This is a genomic window from Amphritea atlantica (assembly GCF_024347255.1).
In the GTDB taxonomy this organism is placed as follows: Bacteria; Pseudomonadota; Gammaproteobacteria; order Pseudomonadales; family Balneatricaceae; genus Amphritea; species Amphritea atlantica.
On sequence record NZ_AP025284.1, the window covers coordinates 3,922,182 to 3,942,778 of the forward strand.

General features: G+C 52.4%; 26 protein-coding genes. 16 read left to right on the top strand and 10 right to left on the bottom strand.

Going from position 1 to position 20,597, the window contains the following annotated elements:
* The first annotated feature begins 3 nt into the window (after positions 1-3).
* Positions 4-744 carry a FadR/GntR family transcriptional regulator gene (locus OCU43_RS18175; protein ID WP_091357641.1) on the top strand — a complete coding sequence of 247 codons (741 nt, stop codon included), beginning with the start codon at positions 4-6 and terminating at the stop codon, positions 742-744.
* A gap of 103 nt (positions 745-847) precedes the next feature.
* The gene (locus tag OCU43_RS18180) at positions 848-1,441 is read left to right on the top strand and encodes a Z-ring associated ZapG family protein (protein WP_091357642.1); all 594 of its coding nucleotides are present in this window, start codon (positions 848-850) and stop codon (positions 1,439-1,441) included.
* A gap of 100 nt (positions 1,442-1,541) precedes the next feature.
* On the opposite strand, the gene OCU43_RS18185 is transcribed toward OCU43_RS18180, so the two are convergent.
* Positions 1,542-2,303, bottom strand: coding sequence for a Nif3-like dinuclear metal center hexameric protein (locus OCU43_RS18185; RefSeq protein WP_091357645.1), 762 nt, complete (start codon positions 2,301-2,303; stop codon positions 1,542-1,544).
* A gap of 95 nt (positions 2,304-2,398) precedes the next feature.
* Here OCU43_RS18185 and OCU43_RS18190 point away from each other — a divergent pair, with 95 nt between their 5' ends.
* On the top strand, positions 2,399-3,568 hold the full coding sequence (locus OCU43_RS18190) for a S1C family serine protease (RefSeq protein WP_217647427.1): 1,170 nt from the start codon (positions 2,399-2,401) through the stop codon (positions 3,566-3,568).
* Between the two features lie 68 nt (positions 3,569-3,636).
* Here the strand turns inward: OCU43_RS18190 and hisD are convergent, their stop codons facing one another.
* The 9 genes from hisD to OCU43_RS18235 form a co-directional block, all read right to left on the bottom strand.
* Positions 3,637-4,944 carry a histidinol dehydrogenase gene (gene hisD, locus OCU43_RS18195; RefSeq protein ID WP_091357651.1) on the bottom strand — a complete coding sequence of 436 codons (1,308 nt, stop codon included), beginning with the start codon at positions 4,942-4,944 and terminating at the stop codon, positions 3,637-3,639.
* On the bottom strand, positions 4,941-5,597 hold the full coding sequence (hisG, locus tag OCU43_RS18200; protein WP_091357914.1) for an ATP phosphoribosyltransferase: 657 nt from the start codon (positions 5,595-5,597) through the stop codon (positions 4,941-4,943). Before hisG ends, hisD begins: the two co-directional genes overlap by 4 nt.
* A gap of 72 nt (positions 5,598-5,669) precedes the next feature.
* Positions 5,670-6,932: a UDP-N-acetylglucosamine 1-carboxyvinyltransferase gene (murA, locus tag OCU43_RS18205; protein ID WP_091357653.1), complete on the bottom strand. Its 1,263-nt coding sequence runs from the start codon at positions 6,930-6,932 to the stop codon at positions 5,670-5,672.
* Positions 6,933-6,954: 22 nt separating this feature from the next.
* Positions 6,955-7,194 carry a BolA family protein gene (locus OCU43_RS18210; protein WP_091357656.1) on the bottom strand — a complete coding sequence of 80 codons (240 nt, stop codon included), beginning with the start codon at positions 7,192-7,194 and terminating at the stop codon, positions 6,955-6,957.
* A 119-nt stretch (positions 7,195-7,313) separates the two neighbouring features.
* Positions 7,314-7,610 (bottom strand): STAS domain-containing protein, encoded by a 297-nt coding sequence (locus tag OCU43_RS18215; RefSeq protein WP_091357659.1) that lies wholly within the window; start codon positions 7,608-7,610, stop codon positions 7,314-7,316.
* The gene (locus tag OCU43_RS18220) at positions 7,610-8,239 is read right to left on the bottom strand and encodes an MlaC/ttg2D family ABC transporter substrate-binding protein (RefSeq protein WP_245756556.1); all 630 of its coding nucleotides are present in this window, start codon (positions 8,237-8,239) and stop codon (positions 7,610-7,612) included. Before OCU43_RS18220 ends, OCU43_RS18215 begins: the two co-directional genes overlap by 1 nt.
* A gap of 40 nt (positions 8,240-8,279) precedes the next feature.
* Positions 8,280-8,741: an outer membrane lipid asymmetry maintenance protein MlaD gene (gene mlaD / locus OCU43_RS18225; RefSeq protein ID WP_091357664.1), complete on the bottom strand. Its 462-nt coding sequence runs from the start codon at positions 8,739-8,741 to the stop codon at positions 8,280-8,282.
* 3 nt (positions 8,742-8,744) lie between these two features.
* The gene (mlaE, locus tag OCU43_RS18230) at positions 8,745-9,536 is read right to left on the bottom strand and encodes a lipid asymmetry maintenance ABC transporter permease subunit MlaE (protein WP_175483509.1); all 792 of its coding nucleotides are present in this window, start codon (positions 9,534-9,536) and stop codon (positions 8,745-8,747) included.
* Positions 9,536-10,345, bottom strand: coding sequence for an ATP-binding cassette domain-containing protein (locus tag OCU43_RS18235; protein ID WP_091357667.1), 810 nt, complete (start codon positions 10,343-10,345; stop codon positions 9,536-9,538). Before OCU43_RS18235 ends, mlaE begins: the two co-directional genes overlap by 1 nt.
* A 259-nt stretch (positions 10,346-10,604) precedes the next feature.
* Here OCU43_RS18235 and OCU43_RS18240 point away from each other — a divergent pair, with 259 nt between their 5' ends.
* The 13 genes from OCU43_RS18240 (at position 10,605) to yjgA (ending at position 20,574) form a co-directional block, all read left to right on the top strand.
* Complete coding sequence (locus OCU43_RS18240; RefSeq protein WP_091357670.1) at positions 10,605-11,558, top strand: calcium/sodium antiporter; 954 nt, start codon at positions 10,605-10,607, stop codon at positions 11,556-11,558.
* A 95-nt stretch (positions 11,559-11,653) separates the two neighbouring features.
* Entirely contained in the window at positions 11,654-12,628 is a 975-nt protein-coding gene (locus OCU43_RS18245) for a KpsF/GutQ family sugar-phosphate isomerase (protein WP_091357673.1), read from the top strand.
* Positions 12,628-13,188, top strand: coding sequence for a KdsC family phosphatase (locus tag OCU43_RS18250; protein ID WP_175483510.1), 561 nt, complete (start codon positions 12,628-12,630; stop codon positions 13,186-13,188). Before OCU43_RS18245 ends, OCU43_RS18250 begins: the two co-directional genes overlap by 1 nt.
* The gene (gene lptC / locus OCU43_RS18255; protein WP_091357676.1) at positions 13,189-13,758 is read left to right on the top strand and encodes an LPS export ABC transporter periplasmic protein LptC; all 570 of its coding nucleotides are present in this window, start codon (positions 13,189-13,191) and stop codon (positions 13,756-13,758) included.
* The gene (lptA, locus tag OCU43_RS18260; protein WP_091357679.1) at positions 13,748-14,317 is read left to right on the top strand and encodes a lipopolysaccharide transport periplasmic protein LptA; all 570 of its coding nucleotides are present in this window, start codon (positions 13,748-13,750) and stop codon (positions 14,315-14,317) included. The genes lptC and lptA overlap by 11 nt, the downstream gene beginning before the upstream one ends.
* Positions 14,314-15,039, top strand: coding sequence for an LPS export ABC transporter ATP-binding protein (lptB, locus tag OCU43_RS18265; RefSeq protein WP_091357683.1), 726 nt, complete (start codon positions 14,314-14,316; stop codon positions 15,037-15,039). The genes lptA and lptB overlap by 4 nt, the downstream gene beginning before the upstream one ends.
* Before the next feature lie 19 nt (positions 15,040-15,058).
* Positions 15,059-16,573, top strand: a complete 1,515-nt coding sequence (locus OCU43_RS18270) for an RNA polymerase factor sigma-54 (RefSeq protein ID WP_091357686.1) — start codon at positions 15,059-15,061, stop codon at positions 16,571-16,573.
* Positions 16,574-16,632: 59 nt separating this feature from the next.
* Complete coding sequence (gene hpf, locus OCU43_RS18275; protein WP_091357689.1) at positions 16,633-16,923, top strand: ribosome hibernation promoting factor; 291 nt, start codon at positions 16,633-16,635, stop codon at positions 16,921-16,923.
* 9 nt (positions 16,924-16,932) lie between these two features.
* On the top strand, positions 16,933-17,391 hold the full coding sequence (gene ptsN / locus OCU43_RS18280; protein ID WP_091357692.1) for a PTS IIA-like nitrogen regulatory protein PtsN: 459 nt from the start codon (positions 16,933-16,935) through the stop codon (positions 17,389-17,391).
* Positions 17,392-17,396: 5 nt separating this feature from the next.
* Positions 17,397-18,254: an RNase adapter RapZ gene (gene rapZ, locus OCU43_RS18285; RefSeq protein WP_091357695.1), complete on the top strand. Its 858-nt coding sequence runs from the start codon at positions 17,397-17,399 to the stop codon at positions 18,252-18,254.
* A gap of 16 nt (positions 18,255-18,270) precedes the next feature.
* Positions 18,271-18,540, top strand: coding sequence for an HPr family phosphocarrier protein (locus tag OCU43_RS18290; protein ID WP_091357698.1), 270 nt, complete (start codon positions 18,271-18,273; stop codon positions 18,538-18,540).
* 130 nt (positions 18,541-18,670) lie between these two features.
* The gene (mgtE, locus tag OCU43_RS18295) at positions 18,671-20,020 is read left to right on the top strand and encodes a magnesium transporter (RefSeq protein WP_091357700.1); all 1,350 of its coding nucleotides are present in this window, start codon (positions 18,671-18,673) and stop codon (positions 20,018-20,020) included.
* Between the two features lie 23 nt (positions 20,021-20,043).
* Positions 20,044-20,574: a ribosome biogenesis factor YjgA gene (yjgA, locus tag OCU43_RS18300; RefSeq protein WP_091357703.1), complete on the top strand. Its 531-nt coding sequence runs from the start codon at positions 20,044-20,046 to the stop codon at positions 20,572-20,574.
* The last annotated feature ends 23 nt before the right edge of the window (positions 20,575-20,597 follow it).

Genomic DNA, 20,597 nt, shown 5'->3' on the forward strand with positions numbered 1-20,597 from the left:
TTCGTGAGTTTAGAAATAGAGCCCGTTGCCCAGCACAGTCTGCCCAGGCAGATTGCTGATCAGATCCGTCAGGCCATCATCGATGGTTCACTGAAGGCTGATGATCGCTTACCCACCGAGGGGGAGCTGGCGGTACGTTACCAGGTTTCCCGCCCGACCATCCGCGAGGCGCTCAAACGACTGGGGGCCCAGAACCTGATCCGTTCCCGCCGTGGCCCGACCGGCGGAACCTTTATCAACCGACCCTCTGCCATGGATCTGAGTGATGCCCTCACCAGTGCTACAACACTGTTAGTCAGCATGGATGCTTTCTCTATGGAGGATATCGCCCAGACCCGTTTACTGCTGGAGAGCAACTGTCTGAGGCTTGCGGCAAAACATATCAGTGAAGCGCAACTTGAACTGCTGCAACGGGAACTGGAGCAGCAACAAGATACTACTCTTGCGCCAGAGCAGTTTTGTGCCTCCGATGTCCGCTTTCACCGTCTGATTGCAGAAGCGGCGGACAATGCCCTGCTGAGCTTTATCATGTTCAGCGTTATTGAGGCGCTGCAACCGATCAGTAATATGGTGACATCGCGCTACATGGAACGCTCTGTCATTATTGACCAGCACACCCGTATTCTGAACGCACTGCAGCAAAAAAACGGCGATCTTGCCTGCGAGGTCCTCGCCGAGCAAGTCAGTTACCTGACTGAAATGACGCATCAGGCAAAACGAAATAAGCTGGGGAGCAGCGCTTAGACCTGCCCCTATGACCCGAACCGCACCGATCCAAATTAACATAGGATTTGCCTGTTATTTGCGTTATTCTTCAGCTGTGAATCAGAGTATTTAAGGAGTTAGCGTGGAAGAGAGCAGCGTCTGGATTATTGGTATTGTGACCCTTCTTGCAGGGACGTTAATTGGCTACCTGATGGGGCGTTCCGGCGACACGTCCAGCCAGCAAAAACTGGTCGATCAGCTCAATGAAGCCCAGCGTGACCTGAGTGAATACAAAGAGAAGGTCAACGGCCACTTCGAGAAAACGGCTGAACTGGTTAACAATCTCACTGAAAGTTACAAGCAGGTTCACCAGCACCTGGCTCAGGGGTCAGAAACACTCTGTATGGGTGAGCACTCACCGGCTCAGCTAAGCAGTCAGCCTCAACCGAAGATTTCCGAACAGGTAAAAGAGGAACCCGAGGAAGAGGAAGCAGCAGAGAAAGAGCAGATTCCAACGGTAACAGATCAGGTTGATACGCCCGAAGATGAGCCGGAAGTGGTTGAACCACCCCGCGACTACGCGATTAAAAGCCCCGACGAAGAGGGGACTCTGTCTGAGAAATACGGACTGAAGAAAAAATCAGAAACCGATGAGGATATAGAGATCCCCCCCCTTGTGAAAGATCATGTTCCCGGTAACAGCTTGCGCGACAGCGATGAAAAACGCTCTGCCTGAACCCCCTCAGTTGAACAGTCAACAGAGTAACTGATTTAGAAAACCGGCTGATGCCGGTTTTTTATTACCTTTTTCATCACTTACCCGGGTGTACTGACAATCAGACCGGATTATCAATATCCACGAAGTGATGTTCCAGATCAAACTGCTGCGCCAACGCTTCTGCCAACGCCTGAACACCGTAGCGCTCAGTGGCGTGGTGACCTGCTGCAAAATAGTGAATACCCAGTTCTCTGGCACTGTGAACCGTGGGTTCCGATATCTCGCCGGAGATAAAAGCATCCAGTCCCAGGTCCGCGGCCTTTTCGATATACCCCTGTGCAGCTCCGGTGCACCAGCCAACGGTTTCAATCTGCTCCGGCCCTCCCTCTATATGCAACACCTCCCGTCCCATCGCCTGTGCTATCTGACGGTTAAAATCGTCCACTGAAAGCGGGCTCGGCAGGCGGCCAGTCAGACCGATACTTAAAGGGTTGTCAGGATCAAGCCCTCCGGTAATCTGTAATCCCAGCTTATCGGCCAGACAGGCATTATTACCCAGTTGCGGATGCCCATCCAGTGGCAGGTGGTATGCCAGCAGGCTGATATCATGACTTAATAGTGTTTGCAGCCGGCGCTTTTTCATACCGGTGATCACCTCTGCCTCACCCTTCCAGAAATAACCATGATGAACCAGAATAAGATCAGCGCCCAGTACCACCGCCCGATCAAGCAGGGCCTGACTGGCGGTTACGCCGGAGACGATACGTCGTACCTGCCCACAGCCCTCAACCTGCAAACCATTAGGGCAATAGTCTCTGTATTTCTCAGGGGTTAACAGTGTGTTGCAGTAAAGAACCAGTTGTTTCAGCGATACAGCCATAATCTTTTCTTTATATTCCCAAAAGCAGTTTATTATCCGTATAATTCTAAAACAGCTGATCAACTTTACCACTGTTTATAAGGCGCCTTTAATTGATTCAACGCTTGGCTTTTCTTATCTGGCCTATTCTGTCCGGGATTATTGCCGCGGTAGCACTGCTTATCTACCTGCCGGATATGTTTACGCCACAGGCAAATACCGTGCAGATCCATGAAGCGGATAACCTCCCCGGCAAGGCACAGGGCCCCTTTTCCTATGCCGATGCGGTTGAACATGCCGCTTCAAGCGTGGTCAACATCTATACCCGTACAGTGGTTCCCAATAACAACCCTCCTCTGTATAACGATCCGAATATTCAAAAGCACTACAACAAGAACAGCAACAAAGAACGGATTCAATCCAGTCTTGGGTCTGGCGTAATCCTAAGCCCGGAAGGCTATATAGCCACCAATAACCATGTTATTTCCGGCGCAGACAGCATTGTCGTGGCACTCAAAGATGGCCGGGAAGCCACGGCCAAGGTGGTGGGTAACGACCCGGATACCGACCTTGCGGTGCTTAAAATCGATCTCCCGGACCTGCCCAGCATCACTATCAGCTCATCGGCTAACCTGCGTGTGGGAGATGTTGCGCTGGCTATCGGTAATCCGTTCGGCGTTGGCCAGACTGTCACCATGGGCATTATCAGCGCCACCGGCCGCAATCAACTGGGTCTTAACACCTATGAAGACTTTATCCAGACCGATGCAGCAATTAACCCCGGTAACTCCGGTGGTGCCCTGATCAATGCCGCAGGCAACCTTATCGGCATCAATACGGCTATATTCAGCCGCTCTGGGGGGTCTCAGGGAATCGGTTTTGCCATCCCCTCGGATCAGGCAAAGCAGGTGATGCAGGACCTCATAGAACATGGTCGGGTGGTGCGCGGCTGGGTTGGGGTGGAAGCCCAGGAGATCACCCCGGATCTGGCTGAATCGTTCGGGCTAAAAGACACTAAAGGGTTAATTATTGCAGGTATTTTCCGGGATGGACCGGCCCATACGGCAGGTTTACTCCCCGGGGATATCCTATTGGAGATCGGTGGCAAAAAGATTATCAACAGCTACAACTCTATGTATAGCGTCGCCCGGATGCCCCCGGGAACAGTACTGCCGGTCAAAGTGTGGCGCAACGGCGAAGTACTGCAACTGGAAATTACCGTCGCCGAACGTCCCAGCGCGACAGAGGTTAGTACCGAGCCGGAAAACACCAACGGCCAGAACTAAGCTTCTGGCAGTTCAGATGAGCACAAAAAAAGCCCCTTAGGGCTTTTTTTCGCTTTCCCATCCGAAAATTACTGCTTAATACGATATTCCGCTGAGCGGGCGTGAGCGGTGAGGCTCTCTCCACGGGCAAGTACTGAAGCGACTTTGCCCATCTCAGAAGCGCCCGCCTCTGAAAACATGATCAGTGAGGAACGCTTCTGGAAATCATACACTCCCAAAGGCGATGAGAAACGTGCGGTGCCTGAGGTAGGCAGTACATGATTAGGACCGGCACAATAATCTCCCAGCGCTTCGGCCGTATAACGCCCCATAAAGATAGCGCCAGCATGCTTGATTAACGGCAACAGCGCCTGAGGGTCCTCGACCGAGAGTTCCAGGTGCTCCGGAGCGATACGGTTATTCACTCTGGCCGCCTCTTCAAGATCTGCAACCTTAATCAGCGCGGCACGGTCTGCCAGTGAACAACCGATAATCGCTTGCCGTTCCATGGTGGGGAGCAGCTTCTCAATACTGGCACTCACCTGATCGAGAAACGCAGCATCGGTGCTGATCAGGATAGGTTGGGCATCTTCATCATGTTCCGCCTGAGAGAACAGATCCATCGCGATCCAGTCGGGGTCGGTCTGGCCATCACAGATCACCAGAATTTCGGATGGTCCGGCGATCATATCGATTCCCACCGTGCCATATACCGCCCGTTTGGCAGTGGCAACAAAAATATTGCCCGGGCCAACGATCTTATCCACTTTAGGGATAGTCTCGGTACCATAGGCCAGCGCCGCAATTGCCTGGGCACCGCCGATAGCAAACGCCCGGCTGACACCCGCCAGCGCAGCCGCCGCCAGCACCAACTGATTCACTTCCCCATCCGGAGTCGGCACCACCATAATCAGCTCTTCCACCCCAGCCACATGGGCCGGAATCGCATTCATCAATACGGATGAAGGATAGGAGGCCTTACCACCGGGCACATAGAGGCCCGCCTTATCCATCGGAGTAACCTTCTGTCCCAGCAAGGTACCGTCTGCTTCCTGGTACTGCCAGGATTCCCCTTTCTGCCGTTCGTGGTAATCGCGTACCCGCTGAGCCGCGATAGTCAGCGCTTTATGCTGATCTTCAGGCAGGTTATCCAGTGCCTGCTGCAGGTCCTGCTGAGTGAACTCAAGCTCCTGCATTGAACTGACGTTAAGCCGGTCAAAACGGTTGGTAAACTCAACCACCGCGGCATCACCCTCGGCTTTAACCCGCTCAAGAATATCCTCGACAGTCCGGTTAACCTCTTTATTGGAAACCGACTCCCATGCCAACAGTTTATCCAACTGATCACTGAAATCAGCCTGTTGACTATCTAATCTTAAAATCTCTGGTTTGGTCATATCTGTTCAGACCTTTCTTTACGCGCATCGACTGCTGCGGCCAGTTGTTCAATAATCGGTTGTATCTGCCGGTGCTTCATTTTTAAAGCAGCCTTGCCGACCACAAGGCGGGAGCTGACGTAGCAGATATCTTCCATTGGTACCAGGCCATTGGCGCGCAGGGTATTACCGGTATCCACGATATCAACGATGCGGTCCGCAAGCCCCATAATCGGAGCCAGCTCCATCGCGCCATAGAGCTTAATGATATCGACCTGACGCCCCTGACGGGCGAAAAACTCCTTGGTGATATTGACGAATTTGGTAGCAACAGTCATCCGGCCTTCCACTTCGCCTGCGTCCTTCATACCGGCAACCATCAACCTGCACCTGGCAATATCCAGATCCAGGGGTTCGTACAGCCCTTTGGCTCCGTACTCCAAAAGCACATCTTTACCAGCAACCCCCATATCGGCACCACCATGCTCAACATAGGTTGGGACATCGGTGGCACGAATAACGACCAGTTTGATGTTGTCATGATTGGTATCGAAAATCAGCTTGCGGCTGCTGAAAATATCCTCAGCCGGAATAATGTCCGCTGCCTCTAACAGAGGCAGCGTGTCTTTGAGAATACGCCCTTTAGATAGCGCAATAGTCAGGTTCTGTTTCATATCAGCTGTTTCGTTACCACTTAAAAAATTCAGTCCAGGCATACAGCCTACACTGTTAATGCGAAGCTCCTGTTAACCCGGAACCCGCCTGATCTTTGCACCCAGTAGCTGCATCTTCTCTTCGATACATTCATAACCACGGTCTATATGGTAGATACGATCAATCACCGTATCCCCTGTCGCCACCATAGCCGCGATCACCAGACTTGCTGAAGCCCGCAGATCGGTTGCCATCACCGGTGCGCCGGTCAGCACTTCACGCCCCTCGGTAATCGCAGTATTCCCATCGATGGTGATTCTGGCGCCCATACGCAACATCTCCTGCATATGCATAAAGCGGTTCTCAAATACTGTCTCTTTGATCACCCCCACCCCTTCGGCAATAATGTTCAGTGCCGCAAACTGAGCTTGCATATCGGTGGGAAATGCCGGATAGGGTGCGGTTGTGATATTCACCGCCTTTGGCCGCTTGCCCTTCATATCGAGGCTGATCCAGTCCGGGCCGCACTCTATCTCAGCGCCCGCTTCCTGCAGTTTCTGCAGTACCGCATCGAGAATATCAGGACGGGTATTTTTAACTTTAACCCGGCCGCGGGTGGCGGCTGCAGCGACCAGATAAGTTCCGGTTTCAATCCGGTCCGCTACCACCGAATAGGTGCAACTCTTCAGCGAAGCGACTCCGTTGACGATAATCGTATCGGTGCCATGGCCCGAAATATCGGCGCCCATAGCGATGAGAAACTCCGCCAGATCGACGATTTCCGGTTCACGGGCGGCGTTTTCTATAATTGACTGCCCCTCTGCCAGCGCAGCTGCCATAAGGATATTCTCGGTGCCCGTCACGGTGACAATATCGAAAAACACCCGACCGCCTTTCAGCCGACCATCGCAGGTAGCACGGATAAACCCCTCTTCAACGGTAATCTCAGCCCCCAGCGCTTCCAGACCCTTGAGGTGCAGGTCGACAGGACGGCTGCCAATCGCACAACCACCGGGCAGGGAAACTTCAGCATGGCCGAAGTGCGCCAGAAGTGGTCCCAGCACCAGAATCGACGCCCGCATCGTTTTCACCAGCTCATAGGGTGCAATGGTCGATGTCAGCGTCCGGGTATCGATCTCAACATTGAGCTTTTCATCAATAGTCAGCTCCACTCCCATCTGCCGCAGCAACTCGAGCATGGTGGTGATATCGTGTAGATGAGGCAGATTACTGACAGTAACCGGTTCATCGGCCAACAGAGTCGCTGCCAGAATAGGAAGCGCTGAGTTCTTCGCGCCGGAAATGCGTACGTCACCTTCCAGGCGGTTACCACCGGTAATAATCAGTTTATCCATTAAAATAGGGTCTCTAAGTACTTCAGTTCTGTTCTGCCCACTGGGCACGGGTAAAGGTTCGGATAGTCAGGGCGTGAATACTGCCATCAGCGATCTGATCCGCGAGACAGGCATATACCATCTGTTGCTTTTTAACTGGCCGCATCCCTTCAAAAACATCCCCGACCACAGTCACCTGAAAATTACAGCCTTCGCCTTCAGGGAATACTTCACAACCTTCCAGTTGTTCTTCCAGAATCTGTTTTACGTCTTCGATTTGCATGCACAATACCAATGAAAATGAGGGAAAATAACAGGCCGGCTATGATAGCGGAAAATGCAACAAAAGGCGATGACTGTGGCGCCACAGCCATCGTTCACCGATGCCGCTGACAGCCTCCGCTAGGGATTCAGGCCGGTGTGTTCAAGCCCCACCAGGCGTACTATGGAGCTCAGTTCATCGGGTATATTGATCGCACTGAGAGTCAGCTGACGCGACCGGGTTTTACGTTCCAGACAAAGCCACAGCGATACCGCAGAGCTGTCAACACGGCCAACACCGGCAAAGTCAACGATACAACGCTTCTGCGCCTGATCAACCGCCTGTTCCAGCGCAGCACGCACGGAGAGAACGGTACTGAACAACAGGTCGCCCTTCAGCAAAAGGGTATCCTCACTGATCTCAACCTGAGCGTTCATCAACTGCCCTTACTGCCATTACCGGCCACCGCCGCTTTCCAGTCCGCAATCACCTTGACTACATCGCCATTGGTGCGAGACACCATATCGGAAAACTGATTTTTAAAGTTGAGGCGCAGATTGATACCATCAACCAGCACATTAACCAGCTTCCAGCCGCTGTCTTCCTTCAGCATGTAGTAGACCAGGGTGTACTGATCTCCCTTAGCTGAGAAAACATTGACACTGACAACCTGTTTATCCGCCTCAGGGCTGGGCTGCCCTTCGGGTGCCACTTCATATCTTACAATATCGAAACCTGTCAGGGATTTAGCATAGGTGCGCACCATCGTATCCTTGAAAACAGTTGCAAAGAGCTGCTGCTGTTTTTCATCCACCCGGTTATAGAACTTACCCATAACCCGCTTGGAAACGTAGTCAAAATCCACCACCGGATTAAGGATTGATTCAATCTCACTGATCAGCTGCTCACTCTGTTCAGGCGCCTTAAGCGTCTCGTTTTCCAGCACTTTCATCATCTCTGCTGAAGCTTTCTCAACAGCATTGCGAGCCTCATCCCATGAAGCCTGTGCTGTCACAGAGGTAAATACCAGGGTCAGTAACACCAGCCAACGATTCAAATATCTCATTTTCACAACTCTCATCTCATTACAACACTATCAACTGACTTTACTCAGAGGCCTGATTGAAAAGAAACTTACCAATCAATTCTTCCAGCACCAGGGATGACTGAGTATCTTCAATAAAGTCACCCTCTTTGAGTATCTCATCATCAGCCGCCCCGGTAGTCACACCGATATATTTTTCACCCAGCAACCCCGCGGTCAGAATAGAGGCCGAGCTATCGGATGTCAGATAGTCCACATCGCCGTCAATATCCATCTCCACCAGAGCCATCAGCTTCTTACGGTCGATGGTGATGTTGCTCACTTTGCCGATAGTGACCCCCGACATTGTCACTTTAGAGCGGGCCGTCAGCCCCCCGACATTCTCAAACCGGGCATATATCTTATAAGTGTCCTGTTGTTTAGTCAGACTCAGACCACTCACATTTATCGCCAGTACAGTAAGAGCAATAGCTCCCACCAACATAAAAATACCGACGCCCAACTCAACTCCACGGTTTCGCATCTGTTACAAATCTCCAAACATCAAAGCGGTCAAAATAAAGTCAAGGCCAAGAATGGCAAGGGACGAGTAGACCACTGTTTTGGTGGTCGCCTGGCTGATACCTTCAGAGGTTGGCACCGAATCGTACCCCTGAAAGACAGCGACCCAGGTCACCACCAGGCCAAACACCAGTGACTTAATCAGGCCATTACCTATATCATCAAAAAAGTCGACCGAATTCTGCATATTCGACCAGAATGACCCCTCATAGATTCCCAGCCATTCCACGCCTACCAATAATCCACCCCAAATACCGACAGCACTGAATATCATCGTCAGAATCGGCAGACTGATAACACCCGCCCAGAAACGCGGGGCAATAATTCGTCGCAACGGATCAACACCGATCATCTCCATACTGGAGAGTTGCTCTGTGGTTTTCATCAGGCCAATCTCGGCGGTCAGGGCAGACCCTGCCCGACCGGCAAATAACAATGCAGTCACTACAGGAGCCAGCTCACGCACCAGACTCAGCGCAACCATCTGCCCCACGGCCTGCTCGGTGCCATAATCAACCAGAATAGTATAGCCTTGTAGCGCAAGCACCATACCAATAAACAGCCCCGAGACTACGATAATGACCATGGATAACACGCCCACTGAATACAACTGACGTATCAGCAGCGGGAAAGCGATCAGCGGCTGAGGCCGGGCGATGATGGCATGCATCAGGATCAAGCCGGAACGACCAATGGCCGCGACTCTGTCGAGTGCAAAACGCCCAAGAAGGGCCAGATTATTGACTATCGCTGCCATCAACGCCCCTCCATCAGTTCAGTCTCATAGTCCCTGGCCGGAAAATGGAACGGCACCGGACCGTCGGGTAAGCCTCGCATAAACTGCCGCACCTGATCAGAATCATTCTGTTTTAGCTGTTCCGGCGTTCCATGCGCGATCACGTCGGCATCAGCAATAATGTAGATATAGTCAGCAATGCTGAGGGTTTCCTTAATATCATGGGAAACGATAATACTGCTGTGTCCCAGCGCCTGATTCAGCTTCTTGATCAGGTTTACCAACACCCCCATCGCGATCGGATCCTGCCCGGTAAACGGTTCATCATACATCACCAGCGCCGGATCCAGGGCAATCGCCCGGGCCAGCGCAACACGTCTGCCCATCCCTCCCGACAGTTCACTGGGCATCAGTTCTGCAGCCCCTCTCAGGCCAACGGCCTGGAGCTTCATCAGGACAATATCGCGGATCATATCCTGCGGCAGCTTAGTGTGTACCCGCAGCGGGAAGGCAACATTTTCAAATACCGTCATATCGGTAAACAGCGCCCCACTCTGAAACAGCATGCCCATTTTTTCCCGAGCATCGAACAGCTCTGAGCGTCCCAGACGGGGGATATCATCACCATCGAGCAGAATCGAACCTGAATCGGGCTTCAACTGCCCGCCAATCAGCTTCAACAGAGTCGTTTTCCCTGTACCGCTTGGCCCCATAATCGCCGTCACTTTACCCCGGGGGATGCGTATATCCATATTTTTACAGATATAGCGCTCGCCTCTGCTAAAGGTAAGTTGTTTAATATCAATAATGATATCGTCAAAAAAATCCATAGTAACGATGACTCAATCAGGGCGGCAAAGAGTTCCTGGTTGATGAGGTTGCCCCTGTATCCTATAAAACCTGAAACCGTTTGACAGAATGCAATTGGCTCAGAACCGCCATATTTCCATAAAAAAAAGCGTGCAGACTATAACACTCTTGCCCTTAAACTTGAATAAAATCAGCGACAGCTGTCGCTAGCGCTTGCACATGTATCAGATTATTCATTAAATAGGCCTCCGTTTTAACCAAAGCTGAACAAACAACCCGATGCTATACCCCATTATCGCTTTATTAGCAGGTTTTATTATTCTCGTCTGGAGTGCCGACCGTTTCGTTATTGGCGCTGCCGGCACCGCCAAAAATGCGGGCATGTCACCCATGCTCATCGGTCTGACCGTGGTATCTTTCGGCACCTCTGCACCAGAAATTCTGGTCTCTGTGATGGCCGCCACCACTGGCGCTGGCGACCTGGCGGTGGGTAATGCGCTGGGATCAAACATCGCCAACATAGGTCTGGTACTGGGTATTACCGCACTGATCGCCCCGCTGCCCGTTCGCTCCAAGGTCCTCAAACAGGAGATCCCCCTGTTGCTGGTTATCACACTTCTGGCAGGCGGCGTACTCTATGATCTCTACCTTGGACAACTGGACGCCATAATCCTCTGCCTGTCACTGGCTGGCTGCCTCTACCTGTTTACCCGTTTCCAACGCAACTCGGAAGGCGATGAGATCCACGAAGAGGAGGATGAGATCCCTGAACTACCGCTCGGCCGGGCCATTTTCTGGCTGATCGCCGGCCTGATTCTGCTGGCGGCCAGTTCCCGGCTTCTGGTGTGGGGAGCCACCGAAATCGCGCTCTCTCTCGGCGTCAGTGATCTCGTTATCGGTCTGACCATCGTTGCTATCGGCACCAGCCTGCCCGAGCTGGCAGCGTCTGTCGCCAGCGCCCTGAAGGGCCACACCGATATTGCACTGGGGAATGTTGTCGGCTCAAATATCTTCAATATTGCCGCGGTGATGGCGGTGCCCGGGCTGCTGGCTCCAATCACACTGGAACCTGTTGTCCTCTGGCGTGACTATGGCACCACACTGGGACTGACCCTGTTATTGACAGCCCTGGCTCTTTATCAGCGACCGCCAAAGATCTCCCGATTTGAGGGGGGCTTGTTGCTGGCAGCCTATGCAGGCTATCTTGCACTGCTATACAATATGAACACTTAATCCATTGGCCGGGCGACAGCCCGCTTTAGCCAGAGCGCTTCGAACCCGACACAGTGTCCCTGGCGCAATGAACACAGAGCGGTAACCATAGCACTATGAATAACGAACTGGACTTTTTAGCATCCGCCAAACGCACCATAGAGATGGAACGGGATGCCGTAAATGACCTGCTCACCTACCTCGATGGTGACTTTGAAAAGGCCTGTAAACTGGCGTTGGAATGCAAAGGCCGGGTGATCGTTACCGGAATGGGCAAAAGCGGCCATATCGGCCATAAAATCGCTGCCACACTGGCCTCCACCGGCACGCCCTCCTTCTTCGTGCATCCGGGAGAAGCCAGCCACGGTGATCTGGGGATGATCACACGATCAGACGTTGTGATTGCGCTGTCGAATTCAGGGGAAACCAATGAGGTGCTTGCGATACTGCCCCTTATCAAGCGGATGAAGGCCCCTCTGATCAGCATCACCGGCAACCCACAATCGACCCTGTCCCGTAGCGCTGATGCCAACCTGAATGTCACCATCAGCCAGGAAGCCTGCCCCCTGGGCCTGGCTCCTACTTCAAGCACCACAGCCACACTGGTTATAGGAGACGCACTGGCCATCGCTCTGCTGGAAGCCCGCGGTTTCAGCGCTGAAGATTTTGCCTTTTCGCACCCCGGTGGAAGTCTGGGGCGCCGCCTGCTGCTGAAAGTTTCAGATATCATGCACAGCGGCGATGATATTCCCAGAGTCAGTGATTCCACCATGCTCAATGACGCCCTGCTGGAAGTTACCCGTAAACGACTGGGCATGACGACTGTCATCAACCGGGACGGAGTTCTTCAGGGAGTCTTTACCGATGGTGACCTGCGCCGTACCCTTGACCATGATGTGGATATGAAAAACACCCCCATCACTGAAGTAATGACAACCCAGTGCACCACGGTCACCAGTGACATTCTGGCAGCCGAAGCGCTGCAGATCATGCAGGAAAAACAGATCAATGCCCTGATCGTGCTCGATACCGAACGACACCCGGTCGGCGCCCTGAACATGCACGACATGCTTAAAGCAGGAGTTATCTGATGCCTGCAACCTTTACGGACAAATTGACTCAGGGGCTGAGCGAAGCGCTGATTGAGCAACTAAAGCAGATCAGACTGGCGGTCTTTGATGTTGATGGCGTACTCACCGATGGCAAACTGAATTTTCTCGCTGACGGCACTGAGGTAAAAAACTTCAACACTCTGGATGGCCTGGGTATTAAGCTACTCGCCCAGGCAGGCATCAAAAGCGCCATTATCACCGGGCGCCGCTCACCTCAGGTAGAGCGGCGCGCCGAAGCGCTGAGCATTGATTACCTCTATCAGGGACGGGAAGATAAACTCACCGCCCTGCAGGAGCTCTGGCAAGACACCGGTTTCAGCGCCGCACAGACCGCTTATATTGGTGATGATCTGCCTGACCTGGCAGCGATTCGCGCCGTCGCCTTTGGGGCGACGGTTAATGGTGGCCACCAGTTTGTTGCCGCACACGCTGACTGGTGCACCAGCCGGACTGCCGGCAAAGGTGCAGGGCGGGAGTTTTGCGAAACCATATTAGCAGGCCAGGGCAAGCTTGAAGCCCTGTATCGTGAGTACCTCTGAATGCTGACCGGACGCGCACGACTGGCCGCCGCGGCCGCCATCCTGATTCCCGCCGTTATCTATCTGGGTATGGATAGTGAACGCCGCCCAGACCGGCTAAAGAAAGAGCCCAATCCTGCCTACCAGTTGGCTGATTACTACATTGTTAATGGCCAGATCAGGGACTATGGCAGCACCGGCATATTGCAACAACAGCTGAAGTCCACTCAGTTGGAGCACCAGCCTGGTTTGCAGCAAACCGTGGTAACCAATCCCGAGATGCTGATCTATAACGCCCACCAGCCCAACCGCAGCGTCAGCAGCCTGAAAGGGATCATCAGCGACAGCGATGATGAAGTTATTCTCGATGGCCAGGTGGTGTTTCAGGATAACGCAGGCACGGAGATGGCAACCACCCTGCAAACTGAATCCTTAACCATCCTGCCACAGCAAAATCTGGCCCGCACAGATGCCCGGGTGGTTATTTCAAACAGCTCCGGCACAACCACCAGTGTTGGCATGACAATAAACACCGACAGTGGCATTCTTAACCTCCTGTCTGAAGTAACCGGGGTATATCATGTTGATTAACAGTCTGACCAAAGCCTTGTGCGCAATGCTGATAAGCTGGCAGCCTATGGCGATGGCCCTGCCTGAAGACGCCCGCCAGCCGATTCACATTACCGCGGATAGTGCCACTCGCAATGATCAGACCGGTATCACACTGTATAAAGGCGATGTCCTGTTAACCCAGGGAAGCATGAAAGTGACCGGTGACAGCATTGAGCTGAGACAGTCAGGCAGAAGTGTCACCAGCATCATCGCCAAAGGCGGTCCGGCAGAGTTCCAGCAACGCCCCGCCGCCAACAAAGAAGTAACTCATGCATACGGAGAAGTTCTGCATTACAATATTCGTACCAAAGAGCTGGAAATCACCGGCCAGGCTAAAGTTTCTCAGGGTAGCGATAGTTTCAGCGGCAACCGGATTATCTATGATATGAACAAAAGCACAGTCAATGCATTCAGTGATAACAGTGCCAACGGACAGCGGGTGCAGATGATTATCCAGCCCAAAGCCCCAGATCAGGAGCCGGCTCAGGATAACACGCCGGCATCTGAAGCGACCTCCGGGGATCTCAATAACCAATGAGTCGATTAGAAGCACTGAACCTGGCAAAAAGTTATAAGGGCCGCGCGGTTGTAAAAGATGTATCCATGAGTATCGACAGCGGCCAGATTGTCGGCCTGCTGGGACCTAACGGGGCCGGAAAAACCACCTGTTTTTATATGATTGTAGGGCTGGTTGATGCAGACCAGGGACGGATTAAAATTGACCACCAGGATCTGACCCGGGAACCGATGCACGGCAGAGCCCGAAAAGGGATTGGGTATCTGCCCCAGGAAGCATCCATTTTCCGCAAACTCAGCGTCCATGATAATCTGATGGCGATTCTGGAAACCCGTAAAGAGCTGAACCGCCAGCAGCGCAGACAGAAAATGGAAGAACTGCTTGAAGAGTTTCATATTACTCATCTGAGCAAAAGCCCGGGGATGAGTCTATCAGGCGGTGAAAGACGCCGGGTAGAAATAGCGCGGGCGCTGGCAACAGAACCGACATTCATCCTGCTGGATGAACCCTTTGCCGGTGTCGATCCGATCTCTGTCAGTGATATTAAACAAACGGTCAAACATCTGCAAAGCAAGGGAATCGGGGTACTGATCACCGATCATAATGTTCGCGAAACGCTGGATATCTGCGAACAGGCATACATTGTTAGTGAGGGTTATATTCTTGCCGAAGGAACGCCAGAGGATATACTTGCGAACCAACAGGTCAGGGAAGCCTATCTGGGTGAGCAATTCAGGCTGTAACAGGTAAAAGCGACTTTCTATGAAACAAGCGTTACAACTAAAAATGGGTCAGCACCTGACCATGACTCCACAACTGCAGCAGGCGATACGCTTACTGCAGCTTTCTACGCTTGATCTGCAACAGGAGATACAGGAGGCTCTCGAATCTAATCCGATGCTGGAAGTCAGTGAGGATGACACTACCACTGACAGCAGCTCGGAGCAGGATGCCGCTGATGCTGAAGTCAGCAACCATGAATCGGTATCGGCAACCGCCAAAACGGCTGAGTCAGAAGAGATCCAGGCCGCTGACAGTGACTGGAACGACGACATCCCCAATGAGCTGTCAACAGATAGCAACTGGGAAGATACCTTTCAGACCGCTTCCGGCTCTTCATCTTCCTCCTCTCATGATTTCTCCGATATGGAGATGGAGTCCAATGATACCGCCGACGAAACTCTGCAGGACCATCTTAACTGGCAGTTGAATCTGACCCCCATGAGCGATGTGGATCAGTTGATTGCCACCAACATTATCGATGGCATCGATGTTGATGGCTACCTGACCGTTGAGCTGGAATCGATTCTCGAACATTTCAACAGTCAGGAAGATGAACAACTAAGCTCTATTGAACTGGATGAGATTGAGGCAGTGTTACGCCGGATTCAACAGTTTGATCCTCCCGGCGTTGCCGCCCGCGACCTGAGTGAATGTCTGGCTATTCAGTTGCAGCAACTTCCTGAAGACACCGAATACCGCGCTGAAGCCCTGAAGGTAGTCACTCAGTATATCCACCTGCTGGGAAGCCATGACTATAAACAGTTGATGCGTAAAGCCCGCATCAGGGAACCACAGCTACTACAGGCAATCGCCCTGATCAGGACACTGAACCCCAAACCGGGTTCTATCATCACCAGCTCGCAAGCCGAATATGTCATTCCCGATGTGCTGGTGTACAAAGAAAAGGGGATCTGGCAGGTCACACTCAATCCGGAAGTGGCACCTAAACTGCGTATCAATGACAGTTACGCAGATCTGATCCGGCGCGCCGACAACAGTCCCGACAACACCTATCTGAAAAACCACCTGCAGGAGGCCCGCTGGTTTATTAAAAGCCTGCTGAGTCGCAACGACACCCTGATGAAAGTTGCACGGGAGATTGTCACCCGCCAGGAGGCGTTTCTGGAACATGGCGAAGAGGCGATGCGGCCGATGGTGTTGCACGACATTGCTGAAGCGGTTGAGATGCATGAATCAACCATCTCCCGGGTCACCACACAGAAGTATATGCATACCCCCAGAGGGATTTTTGAGCTGAAGTATTTCTTCTCCAGCCATGTTACTACGGTGAATGGCGGAACCTGCTCATCCACCGCGATCAGAGCGCTGATCAAAAAACTTGTGAGCGCCGAAAACCCCGTTAAACCCTTAAGCGACAACAAAATTGCTCAGCTGCTTGAGGATCAGGGGATCAACGTTGCACGCAGAACCATTGCAAAATACCGCGAATCGCTTAGCATTCCACCTTCTAATGAACGCAAGCGTCTGGTTTAATGGCTTAATATTTACGGGAACCGGCTATCACACCGGTACAACAACACTAGGAGATTACCATGCAGATCAATATTACGGGTCACCACGTTGAACTGACAGATTCACTGAACGACTATGTTCAGACCAAATTTGAGAAACTTGAGCGTCATTTCGACAATATCACCAATGCACAGGTAACTTTAAGCGTAGAGAAAACCCGCCAGAAAGCGGAAGGCGATGTACATGTAGCCGGTGGACAGCTGTTCGCGTCTGATGAGCAGGAAGATATGTACGCGGCGATTGATGGCCTGATTGACAAGCTTGACCGTCAGATCATCAAACACAAAGAAAAGATGAAAACCCACAAGTAACTATCAGACATGCTAATTTCCGAATTATTAGCGCCCTCCGGAGCACTCTGTGCTCTGGAGGGAGGAAGCAAAAAACGTATCCTCGAAATTGCCAGCCAGGAGATTGTAAAACTCCATCCGGGACTGGAAGCCGAAACCATTTTTGCCGGTCTGTTAGGTCGGGAGAGACTGGGCAGTACCGGTATCGGTGACGGCGTGGCAATTCCTCACTGCCGCCTGGATGAGTGTCAAAAGGCCACCGCCTTGCTGATTCAGCTGATCGAACCCATCGACTTTGATGCGGTGGATGGTAAACCAGTCGACCTGCTGTTTGTCCTGCTGGTCCCCTCTGAGGCCTGTGATCAGCACTTGCAAACACTGGCCAGACTCGCCGAATTATTCAGTCAGGCCAGGGTTCGCGAAAAACTGCGCAGCGCCACCACAGCAGAAGCGCTTTACAACGCCATGACCGAATCAAGCCAGGAATAAACCGGATGAAGCTGATCATCATCAGTGGACGCTCAGGCTCAGGTAAATCCACCGCTCTGCAGGCACTGGAAGATGTTGGCTTCTACTGTATCGATAACCTTCCGGCACCATTATTGCCAGATCTGGTCAATCAGATACTCCGCGATCCGGATCACCCTAATAAGCTCGCCGTCAGTATCGACGCCCGCAACCAGCACAGTAATCTGAAACAGTTTCCGGACATCTATAAACGTCTGCGTGAAACCCATGGACTGGATTGCGAAGTCATCTATCTCGACAGCTCAGAAACTACCCTGTTACAGCGTTACAGCGCCACCCGCCGCAAACACCCGCTGTCGGATGACTCACAGGGACTGCAACAGGCAATCAGCTATGAAAAACAGTTATTAGAGCCGGTCTCAGATCTGGCGGCGATCCGCATCGATACCACCCGTCTGTCGCTCTATGAACTGAGAGACAGCATCAAACTGAGGGTTGCCCGGCGCCAGGAGCAGGAGCTTTCGCTGCAGTTCGAATCTTTCGGCTACAAGCATGGCATCCCTCTTGATGTTGATTTCACCTTTGACGTACGCTGCCTGCCAAACCCCTACTGGGTCCCTGAATTGCGCGGATATACCGGCCAGGAACAGCCAGTTATTGAGTTTCTGCAGCAACAGCCTGAAGTACAGCAGATGCTGGCCGATATTACCGGTTTCCTGGAAAAATGGCTGCCTCTGTTTGAAAAAAATAACCGTAGTTATATCACCGTAGGTATAGGCTGCACCGGTGGCCAGCACCGCTCGGTATTTATCAGTGAACGTCTTGCTGGCCATTTCCGGGCAACTATGGATAATGTCCAGATTAGACATAGAGAGCTCAATTGACCAAGGATATTAACCGATGCTGGAAAAACAGATCACCATCATCAACAAGCTGGGATTGCACGCCCGGGCCGCCGCTAAACTGATCAATGTGACCAGCTCATTCTCGTCAGAGATCCAACTCACCAAGGATGGCCGTCAAGTCGACGGCAAAAGTATTATGTCAGTCATGATGCTGGCCGCCAGTAAAGGCACTGAACTGACGATCACCACCTCGGGGGAAGATGAACAACAAGCGATGGATGCCATCGAATTGCTGATCAATAACCGGTTTGACGAAGAAGAATAACCGCCGCACCCTATTCCTTTAAAACCAATACGCTATAATGCCTCACAAATGAATATGACGCGGTAATTCCGGTCATTACTGTCCGCCTGTAAGGCATTCTGTCTCTATCTGTCTGACCGGGGGTCCGGCCATGAACGCCAGCACAAATGAGAGCGAACTGGATAAGCTGAATACAGCCCTCGAAGAGGGGGCCTTCAGACAGATACGCTATACCCTGAATAAAACCCTGCGCCCCTCTGAAGTTGCGCATCTGATAGAGAAATCGCCACCGAAAGAGCGACGTCTGCTATGGAGCCTGATCCATAAAGATATTGAGGCGGACGTGCTGCAGGAGCTGGGGGACGACGTAAAGTCTGAAATCCTCAGCAAGATGAATACCTCTGAAGTTCTGGCGATCTCTGAAGCGCTGGAAACCGATGATCTGGCCGATATGATGCAGCAACTGCCGGAAACGGTGATGCATGAGCTGCTTAGGTCGATGGATCACCAGAACCGGGAGCGACTGGAGAAAATACTCTCCTACCCGGAAGATACCGCCGGCGGTCTGATGAATACCGATACCATCACCATCCGGCCGGATATCACCATTGAAGCGGCACTGCGTTACCTGCGTCGTCACGCTGAACTGCCGGATATGACTGACTCACTGTTTGTCGTCAGCCGTAAAGACACCTATATCGGCAGTCTGCCGCTCACCCGCATGCTGGTCAGTGACCCTTCCAGCACGGTAAGGGAGATGATGGTGACCGACAAGCCCCCTATCCCGGCGGATATGGAAGATACCCAGGTGGCGAAGCTGTTTGAGCAGGAAGACCTGGTGTCTGCGCCGGTTGTCGATGAAGAGGGGCAACTGCTGGGACGGATCACAATCGATGACGTGGTCGACGTTATCCGGGAGGATGCTGATCACTCACTGATGAGCATGGCGGGTCTGGACGAAGATGAGGATACCTTCGCACCGATCATGAAAACCACCCGGCGTCGGGCGGTATGGCTGGGGATCAATCTGATTACAGCGTTTCTTGCCTCCGCAGTGATCGGTCTGTTTGAAGAGACCATCGGCAAGGTGGTCGCGCTGGCGGTGCTGATGCCGATTGTTGCCAGTATGGGAGGCATTGCCGGCAGTCAGGTACTAACTCTGATGATCCGTGGACAGGCGCTGGGACATGTTGAACGCTCTAATGCTGGCTGGCTGTTAAACCGGGAAATGGTGGTTGGCGCTCTCAATGGTATACTCTGGGCGCTGGTTGTTGCCGTCATCGCCATCATCTGGTTTCAGGACCTGACCATCGGCATCATTATCGCCTGTGCTATTATTATTAACCTGTTCGCAGCGGCCCTGGCTGGTACCATGTTACCCATAGTTCTGAAAGCTTGGGGGATTGATCCGGCCCTGGCCGGCAGCGTTTTGTTAACCACGATTACCGATGTAGTCGGTTTTTTTGCATTCCTCGGTCTGGCAACTTTTTTCTATAGCTAGAGCCGACCACATAAGAGATCTATATGAGTCAGAATGACGATTTTCTCCCTGGCGACGACCACGAATTTGATGAAGAGTGGATATCAAAAACCCGCCGCAAGCGGGAGATGGAAGAGCTGCAGGCACTGGGAGCACGACTGCCTGAATTAAATAAAGAGCAGCTATCCAAGGTGCCGATGAGCGATGTCCTGCGGGCGGCGGTGGAAGAGGCGCAACGCCTGCAGCCCCGGTCAGAGGCGATCAGACGGCAGTTGCAGTATATCGGCCGACTGATGCGGGCTGAAGATGCCGATGAAATTCAAACGGCTATCGACCGCTTTGAAGCCGGTAAACAGGCTCATCTACAGGTGTTTCATAAGCTGGAACGCTGGCGTGATCGCCTCATTCTGGGCGACAATACCGATCTGGAAGCCTACCTGGAGGAGGATTCCGGTGCGGATATCCAGCACCTCCGTCAGTTGATCCGTAACGCGAAGAAAGAAGCCAGCCTCGATAAGCCACCGACCACCTCGAGAAAACTATTTAAATATCTGCGGGAAAGAGCGGGTGTATAGTCCCGAAGAGTAAGGCGGTAGCG